The organism is Blautia sp. CGZ-1-C1 (assembly GCF_056504575.1).
Map to the genome: position 1 here is coordinate 1 of NZ_JBWLUT010000142.1, position 8,213 is coordinate 8,213.

At 40.3% G+C, this 8,213-nt stretch carries 8 protein-coding genes; all 8 read right to left on the reverse strand.

Annotation, left to right across the window (positions count from 1 at the left end; all coding sequences use genetic code 11):
* Positions 1-662 (reverse strand): stealth family protein (locus tag AC058W_RS13420; protein WP_479390187.1); only part of this gene is annotated, 662 nt, incomplete at its 3' end.
* The gene (locus tag AC058W_RS13425; protein WP_178760741.1) at positions 659-1,774 is read right to left on the reverse strand and encodes a glycosyltransferase family 1 protein; all 1,116 of its coding nucleotides are present in this window, start codon (positions 1,772-1,774) and stop codon (positions 659-661) included. The genes AC058W_RS13420 and AC058W_RS13425, both read right to left, overlap by 4 nt.
* A gap of 90 nt (positions 1,775-1,864) precedes the next feature.
* On the reverse strand, positions 1,865-2,602 hold the full coding sequence (locus AC058W_RS13430) for an ABC transporter ATP-binding protein (protein WP_117677022.1): 738 nt from the start codon (positions 2,600-2,602) through the stop codon (positions 1,865-1,867).
* 127 nt (positions 2,603-2,729) lie between these two features.
* Positions 2,730-3,506 carry an ABC transporter permease gene (locus AC058W_RS13435; protein ID WP_117677021.1) on the reverse strand — a complete coding sequence of 259 codons (777 nt, stop codon included), beginning with the start codon at positions 3,504-3,506 and terminating at the stop codon, positions 2,730-2,732.
* A gap of 425 nt (positions 3,507-3,931) precedes the next feature.
* Positions 3,932-4,771 (reverse strand): TPM domain-containing protein, encoded by an 840-nt coding sequence (locus AC058W_RS13440; RefSeq protein ID WP_117677020.1) that lies wholly within the window; start codon positions 4,769-4,771, stop codon positions 3,932-3,934.
* A gap of 12 nt (positions 4,772-4,783) precedes the next feature.
* The gene (locus AC058W_RS13445; RefSeq protein WP_117844215.1) at positions 4,784-5,872 is read right to left on the reverse strand and encodes a TFIIB-type zinc ribbon-containing protein; all 1,089 of its coding nucleotides are present in this window, start codon (positions 5,870-5,872) and stop codon (positions 4,784-4,786) included.
* 69 nt (positions 5,873-5,941) lie between these two features.
* The gene (locus AC058W_RS13450; protein ID WP_117677018.1) at positions 5,942-7,222 is read right to left on the reverse strand and encodes an SPFH domain-containing protein; all 1,281 of its coding nucleotides are present in this window, start codon (positions 7,220-7,222) and stop codon (positions 5,942-5,944) included.
* 324 nt (positions 7,223-7,546) lie between these two features.
* Entirely contained in the window at positions 7,547-8,176 is a 630-nt protein-coding gene (locus tag AC058W_RS13455; RefSeq protein ID WP_117677017.1) for a sugar O-acetyltransferase, read from the reverse strand.
* Between the last annotated feature and the right edge of the window lie 37 nt (positions 8,177-8,213).

Consider the following 8,213-nt stretch of genomic DNA (forward strand, 5'->3'; position numbering starts at 1 on the left):
TTCAGAAAAGCGCTCGGCAGATGTGTATACTTAAAACTTGAAAAGTCTCTGTAAGGAAGCATCAACAGATTTCTTAGTGCCATCTTTCCATAAGATGGATTAAACCATTTCTTCCAGTGTTTTTTTATTACCTCACGCTTGGAATAATGCATATTTACCAACGCCGCATCGTTCATCAGCATTGATGCAAACGGATTTCTGATATCATCCTGCACCAACGCAGTCTCAATACAGCAGTCCCGCGGAAGTCCGTCTTTAAAGAAATCTTCTTCCTTCACAGACTTTAACAGAAACATATCATCATTAAAATAGACAAACTGCTCTGACAATTCCGGTATCCTGTGAAAGTTCAATTCAATAGAGTTGATATTAAAAGTAGGCAGATATTCCGGATTCATATAATCTGAATGCCTGATCAACTTCAATTTAGGATGAGAAGTATTCAGCCACGGCGGTATATGACCGCAGGTTACAAAATATATCCTGTTTACCCACGGTGCAAATTTCTCTACACCCCTGAACCAGTACTGAAGATTTTCCCAGTCCCGGTATCTTGCAGCTGAATTATCTGCACCTTTTGCAGGATTATATTTACGGCGCTCTGCCAGCCATTCCTTATCTGCCCCATCTACCCAGGCCAGTACAAAATCTATTTTATTCATTCTCCAGCTCCTATTCCAAGATAAAGGTCCTTAAGCCGCTGTGCTTCTGTTGTAATATCAAAATGAGCTTTGCGAATCCCCTCACAGATCACATCCTGTGGTTTTCTTTTCAGATTACCCATCTGTATAATTGTATCAGCCCAGGTCTGATCATCTTTCTGAAGAGACAGACGTTTTACACTTTCAGGAAAGATAACTGCTTCTTCAGAGACAGCATCCGACATGACACATGGCAGTCCGTTTGCCTGTTCTTCGATCAACGCAAACGGTACTCCTTCAAAAAGAGACGGGAAAAGAAATACATCCATCGCAGACAGATATCTTGAAACATTCTCCTGCTTTCCTGCAAAATATACATGCTTTTCCAAATCAGCTTTCTGAACTTTTTCTCTGATTTGTTCATACAAGCCTTCTTTTGGACCTATCAGGCACAATACAACGTCTTTATTCTTTGTGACAACACACTTCATGATGTCAACCATGCGGTCATGATTCTTTGGAATATCAAATCTTCCCACATGTCCGATCACTATCTTATTTTCCCAGCCCATCTTTTTGCGAAGTACATCCCGCTCTTCTGCCTGAAAGCAGAATTTTTCTGCCTGTATCGCATTATTGACCAGAATCACCTGTCCACTCTGGTATGCCTTATCTCCGAACAGCCATCTTCCGGCCATTTCCCCGCAGGCAACTCTCTCTGTGGCATATCTGGCAATTTTCGGCCGGTTCCACCAATCCATTATTTTTCGGATAAATCCCGGACAGGAGGAACTGTGGCTGTGTGCAATTACCTTTGGTATATTCATTTTACCGGCTATACGAAGCGGAACAATATTCGCTGCTGACAGCATATTTACATGTACCACATCGTATTTCGTCTCTCTCAGGATTCTTTTTAATTGCTTCACATAACCTTGATAATTTTTCTTTACATTTGGGATGTAATAAATCTTTCCGCCGAGCTTTTTTATTTCATCTTCATATGCAATTTTATCATACATACACACAAAATCAAATTGTACATCCATATGAACCAGAACTCTGTAATAATTCATCACAAATGATTCCAGACCTCCGGCAATATTTCCCATTCCAATCTGAAGTATTTTCATTATGCACTCCCTGTTTCTTCTTGATTTTATGCAGCATAATGTCATGTTGCTGTCACCTTTTGATATCCGGTGATCTTTTTGGGGTAATTTTTAATTTGTCATCTTTTCATACTGTTCAGAGATTGTATCAATATCACCGTATGCGATCAGTTTTCCTTTTTCAAGGATCATTGCTTTGTTACAGATTCTCTGTACCTGTGCAAGGGAATGAGATACAAACAGCACAGTCACCCCTGAGTCAAACATACTAAGGACTTTTTTCTCACTTTTCTTACGAAACTTTGCATCACCGACAGATAGCACTTCATCCAAGATCAGAATCTTAGGGGAAACCACTGTAGCAATGGAAAAGCCCAGTCGGGATTTCATACCTGATGAGTAGTTCTTGATCGGAACATCAATAAAATCCTTCAGTTCTGAAAACTTTACAATTTCATCATACTTCTCATCAATAAACTCTTTTGTATATCCGAGCATTGCTCCATAAAGGTAAATGTTCTCTTTTCCTGTATACTGTGGATCAAAGCCGGCACCAAGTTCCAAAAGCGGTACCATCTTTCCATGCTTGGTAACTGTTCCTTCTGTCGGTTTAAAAACACCGGCAATTACTTTCAAAAGAGTACTCTTTCCTGCACCATTCAGTCCAAGGATTCCTACTCTGTCACCTTTTTCTACAGTAAAACTTACATTCTGTAACGCCCAGAACTCATTATACTTAATCTCTTTTTTGATTGATTTGATAATATAATCCTTCAGGCTGTCTACTTTTTCTTTGCTGAGGTTAAACTTCATGCTGACATTATCAACAATAATCGCTGGTTTGCTCATCTTTTCTCCTTATTGTTCATAAAATTAGCAAGTCCCTGCCCGCCAATTATTGAGTTACTGTTTATACTGTTTTCAGTATTTTCAGTAACTTTATGTACTCTTCGCATCCTCACAGGGAGCTTACTTACTAGATATAAAGAATAAAATCATCCTGTTTCTTCTTAAAACAGAATAATCCAATTAAAATCATCACGATAGAAAAGCCCAATGCATATTCAAAGTAATGAATATTCATCATTTCTCCAAATACAGAGCATCGGAAAATATCAATCACACAATACAGCGGATTATATTTTAAGATCCATGCCCATCCACTTTTTAAGAGTTTTGTTGGATAGTAAAAAATCGCACATGTATACATGACCAGCATAAGTGCTACAGACCAGAGATACTCCATATCTCTGAAAAATACACCAATCGTTGCCAGGATCATTCCCACTCCGTAAGACATAATAAGAATGAGAATTAATGCTATCGGTGCCTGAATCAGATAAACTGTAGGTTTTACTCCAAGCACTATGCTTACAATTGCCAGCACAATCAGTGAAATTAAAAAAATCACATAGTTAAAAAGCACACTGGACAAGGGATATAAATATTTCGGCACATAAACTTTCTTGATCATCGCCGAATTCTGTCTGATAGATTTCAATGCCGCCTTTGTTGCCTGTGAAAAGAAGCTGTACAACAATCGTCCTGTCAGAATATACACCGGAAATGTCCTGTCTGTATTTCCATATAAGGTACCAAACACAATGGTAAGTACGATCATTGTAAGCAATGGTTCCAGCATGGACCATACGATTCCCAGATAAGAACGTCTGTACTTCAGCTTAATTCCTTTTTTTACCAGTTCCGATAAAAGGAAGCGGTACTGCAAAAAATTATCAACGTATTTTTTCATGTTCTCTCCATCGTTTCCATTTCGTAATATTTTTGCTACTGTTCACATGTGCTGGACAGTAGCCGGTTTTGTGGTCTGACACAAAGCAAACCACTTTGTACTGTAGCATATTCTTTTCCGTCTTGCAACTGATATCCCGATATTTTATATTATTTCCTATTATAAACATATTCGTATAAACTATATAGCATCAGAAATTTGTGCTAATTTTACAAAAAGCATGTGATGGCTCACTCCGTCCATGATAATATATTCTGCATAGACAGCAAAGTGTAAGCAGCAGCAAAACTATTTACATATATATAAATCCCTCCAGGAGAGCTTTTTATGTTTATAGGAACATTACAGAGTAATTTCCTGTGATATGAGAAAAATCCCGGCTTTTACTTATAATTTTTATAAGACAAAAACCAGGATCTTTAGATTTAAAATGATCCTCCGGAACCTCCATGTGTCTCTCCCGAAGAACTTGTATGTGTACTGCTTCCACCACCGGAATCTTCATTCTTTGGCTTCGCTGTACGTGTAACATGATTATACAGGAACATATCACGGCTTCTGTTAATGTGAAGGCTTCCTGCTTTCATATAATCTGCCGCATCAGGTTTCATATGAACTGTTTTCATCTGACATCGCATCACCACTGATACGATCAATGCAAGAACAAAACCGACTGCCAGTGACATAAGAAACAGAAAGCCTGCGGATATAGAGTCGTCCGGCATATTCTCCACATCATACGGTTCTCCATTCTGTGCCTGTATGATAAACTCCTCGCAAAGATCTGCAAACTCTGTAAATCCTTCGTAATAATCACCATCCGTTAATGATGAAACAAATTTATCAGACATGTACTCCTGCCCTGCATCGGTGAAAATCCGGATCGCATCACCATGCGTAGACATCTTCCATTTACGTTCTGACATAGTCAGCAACAGTAAAATACCGCTATTGTCATCTCCCATGCCATAGTCATTATAATCATAGAAATCATCTGCATAGGCCATAGGATCAGCTCCGTCTATGCTCTCTTCCGTAACGATCACAACGTCACAGTCATAATCTTCACTGATCTGATCAAGCTTCTCTTCCAGCGTCTCTGCCTCATCATCTTCCAGAAGGCCTGCATAGTCCACCAATCTTACTGTGTGCAATTCTTCCGCCGCATACGCATTCTCTGAAAATACTTCTGCTGAAACTCCTGCTGTAGCAGATATAGCAAGGACAGAAGCCAGAAATGCAGGTATTATCTTTCTTTTTAACATTCTTCGTCCTCCCTAAAAAATCAGCATTCCTACAAGATAAGCGATAGCAGTAAACACTACCGTCAGACCGGCAAGATATTTCCTATAAATTTTTTCATCAATCGGAAGATCCCCTGTCATCTTTCCAGTCTGCCCGTTCATTGCAAATATGTATCTCGTATCTTTCCAGGTCGTGTTCAAAATCCATACCGGATATAATGCGTACTGTGCCTTGCCTCCTGACATAGATACATTTGAATTCTCCGGAACTACAGTAGTATATCCTCTTACAGTATCAGCAATTACTTCCTCTGCACTCTTCTTCATACGTTCATGTGCTCTGTTCACACTTTGCTCCTGACTGACATCATATTTATCTGCCAGATATCCGGAAAGATATGCAGTCTGAAAATCTACTGCTTTAGACATATCAAATGGCTCTATTGATTCCATAAGATCATCCGGCATTTTCTCAGATCCATCTACAGGGACAGAGGCAAATGCCATATCTCCATTTCTCTCTACTGAATAATAGCTGGTTTCTGTATAATCATAATCATGATCGCTCCATGTTCTCACTTTCGTTGCCTTATAACGGACATCCGCATTGACATCCGCATCAAAAAGCCAGAACGGAACATAGACTCCCTTAATCTCATCTATATGATTTTCTTTTCGGAATGTTTTTGGAAGTAATCGTCTTCCTTTGATATGTTTATAGTAAGCCTCTTTCGCAGCTTTCTTATCTAACTTAAACGGAATCACCAGATCAGGTCTTAAAGCTCCTTTAAATTTCGCTGTCATAATTACAGGATTTCCACAATATGGACAGTTCGTTGCTCCTGTAGTCTCATCTGCAATGATCTCGCCGCCACAGGACTGGCAGGTATAGACATTCATCCCATCTGTCTCACCTTCCTGCCATTCTCCGCCGGCATCCGTCTGCCATCCTGACAGATCATCTTCCTGTGCTGCCTCACGCTTTATCTGTTCGTCAAATTCTTTTAACGTGTCCAGTTCAAATTCTGTATCACAATATGGACACTTCATTTTCTGTAAATGGCTGTCAAATTCGATTGAACCCCCACAGGCAGGACACTTGTATTCTTTTAAATCAGACATAGGTTTCCCCCTCGTACTGTATTCTTATACTACCGTTCCTTGGTAATATGACCGTATACAATCCCTTTTTTATGGTCTTGGTTTTCCGCACTCTGCGCAGAACTTTCCGGTATTCTCAGCTCCACAGCTGCAGATCCATTTGCCTGCCGGTCTCGGGCTACCACACTCAGAACAGAACTTTCCGGTATTTACTGCTCCACAGCTACAGGTCCACTCTGCCGGCTGTGGTTTCGGTTTTCCACATTCTGCGCAGAACTTTCCGGTATTCTCAGCTCCACATTCGCATTTCCATGTTCCCACACCGGATGATGGCTGCATTTTCGGCGCTGCCTGAGCCTGTTGCTGTGCTCCCATCTGATAAAGACTCTGCATATTCGCTCCGCCAGCCTGACTTGCCATACCCATTCCCATAAATCCAGTCATAGCACCTGCTTGATTGGAAGCCGCTGCTTTCATAGCCTCTGCCTGCGCTCCGGCAAGTGTAGCTGCCGCCATAGTCGGATCACGCATAATCGCATTCTTCTGGGCATCCTTAATCATCTGCGCGTCTTCTTCCGGAAGTGTCACCGGATTCATGGCAATAGAAACCACTGCAAGTCCTCTTGTTTCCAGCCATTTCTTTGTAAGTGCCTCATTCATGGCATCGCATAATTCCTGCACATGTCCCGGAATCGCACTTGGACGAATCTGAAGCTCTGAGATCTTTGCAAATGCAGGTTGTAAAGCACTGACAAACTCTGTCTTTAACTGACCTTCTATTTCTTCTCTGTCATACTGCTGTTCTACATTTCCACATACATTTGTATAGAACAGAAGCGGGTCAACAATCTTATAGGAATAAATACCATTACAACGTACAGATACATCAATATCAAGACCGATATTTCTGTCAACTACACGGAATGGAATCGGATTTGCCGTTCCGAATTTATTATCTACCAGTTCTTTCGTATTAAAATAATACACTCTCTGGTCTTTGCCTGTATCTCCGCCAAATTCAAAACGTTTCTTTACCGTTTCAAAGGTTCTGCTGATTCCCTCTCCTAAACTTCCGGAGAAAATGCTCGGTTCTGTTGATGCATCATAGGTAAACTGACCTGGTTCCGCACATACTTCTACGACTTTTCCCTGTTCCACAATGATCATACACTGGCCATCTGCAACTGCAATTCCGGAACCACTGGAAATAATGTTGTCATTTCCTTTTTTATTAGAAGAACGACCACTTACTCTTTTCTCTCCTTTGACAACCAGAACATCCTTATCTATCGCATCACAATAGAAAAACTCCTTCCACTGATCTGCCATTGTTCCGCCAAATGCACCGGCGGCTGCTTTGATTAATCCCATAATATAAAGTCTCCTTCCCATATACTGTTTCAGCATATTTTCTTAATTTTTATCTAATTGTGCGAATTTTTATCTCTGTGTCCATCATATCATATTTTCCATGGTATGTCATGCGCAAAAACTCCTCTTTTCTGTCATTTTGCAACATCTTACGATGATTTTTCCGAAAATTTCTGTCATTGACTCAAACCCTTTTGGATTCTGCTCTTTGCTTTTTCCGAAATCACCATTGATTAACCGTATAAAAGGCTGCCGGATAGGTTTGATTCCCATTACAGCAGCCTTCTCATAAGCATAAATAATCGTATCATATATAATCTGTGTTTATTTATTATTTATCTCGTTCCATGCTTCATCATCAAATTTCTGTTTTTTGAAATAGTAAATTCTGTCCTCATCTGTGATCTCACGGATCACTCTGCATGGATTTCCAACAGCGATCATATTGTCCGGAATGTCTTTGGAAACTACACTTCCGGCACCGATCACTACATTATTTCCAATGGTAACTCCCGGAAGAATCACTGTGTTTCCACCAATCCATACATTGTCTCCAATCGTAACAGGAATTCCATATTCGTATCCGGAATTACGGCTGTCCGGATGAACCGGATGACCTGCTGTGTAGATGGAAACATTCGGCGCAATCTGAACATTTTTTCCAAGGGTTACTTTGCCTACGTCAAGGATTGTCAGATTATAATTGGCATAGAAATTCTCACCAACTTCGATATTCCAGCCGTAATCGCAATGAAATGGTGCTTCCACCCATACACTTTCTCCTGTTTTTCCCAAAATATTTTTGATCATCTGTGGAGCTTCTTTGCTCTGTCTGGACGGTGGCAGCTGATTAAAATCATAAATCTTCTGTTTGCATGCCTGTCTGTCCTCTTCAAGCCCATCTAACCACGCTTTGTACGGAAGTCCGCTTAACATTCTTTCTCTCTGATTCATTTGTTATCTTCTCCTTTACGTTTTTATTTTTAACTGG

Coding starts and splice junctions, on each gene's coding strand:
- AC058W_RS13425 (WP_178760741.1), bottom strand. CDS start 1,774: ATGAAAATACTTCAGATTGGAATGGGAAATATTGCCGGAGGTCTGGAA.
- AC058W_RS13450 (WP_117677018.1), bottom strand. CDS start 7,222: ATGGGATTAATCAAAGCAGCCGCCGGTGCATTTGGCGGAACAATGGCA.
- AC058W_RS13440 (WP_117677020.1), bottom strand. CDS start 4,771: ATGTTAAAAAGAAAGATAATACCTGCATTTCTGGCTTCTGTCCTTGCT.
- AC058W_RS13445 (WP_117844215.1), bottom strand. CDS start 5,872: ATGTCTGATTTAAAAGAATACAAGTGTCCTGCCTGTGGGGGTTCAATC.
- AC058W_RS13455 (WP_117677017.1), bottom strand. CDS start 8,176: ATGAATCAGAGAGAAAGAATGTTAAGCGGACTTCCGTACAAAGCGTGG.
- AC058W_RS13430 (WP_117677022.1), bottom strand. CDS start 2,602: ATGAGCAAACCAGCGATTATTGTTGATAATGTCAGCATGAAGTTTAAC.
- AC058W_RS13435 (WP_117677021.1), bottom strand. CDS start 3,506: ATGAAAAAATACGTTGATAATTTTTTGCAGTACCGCTTCCTTTTATCG.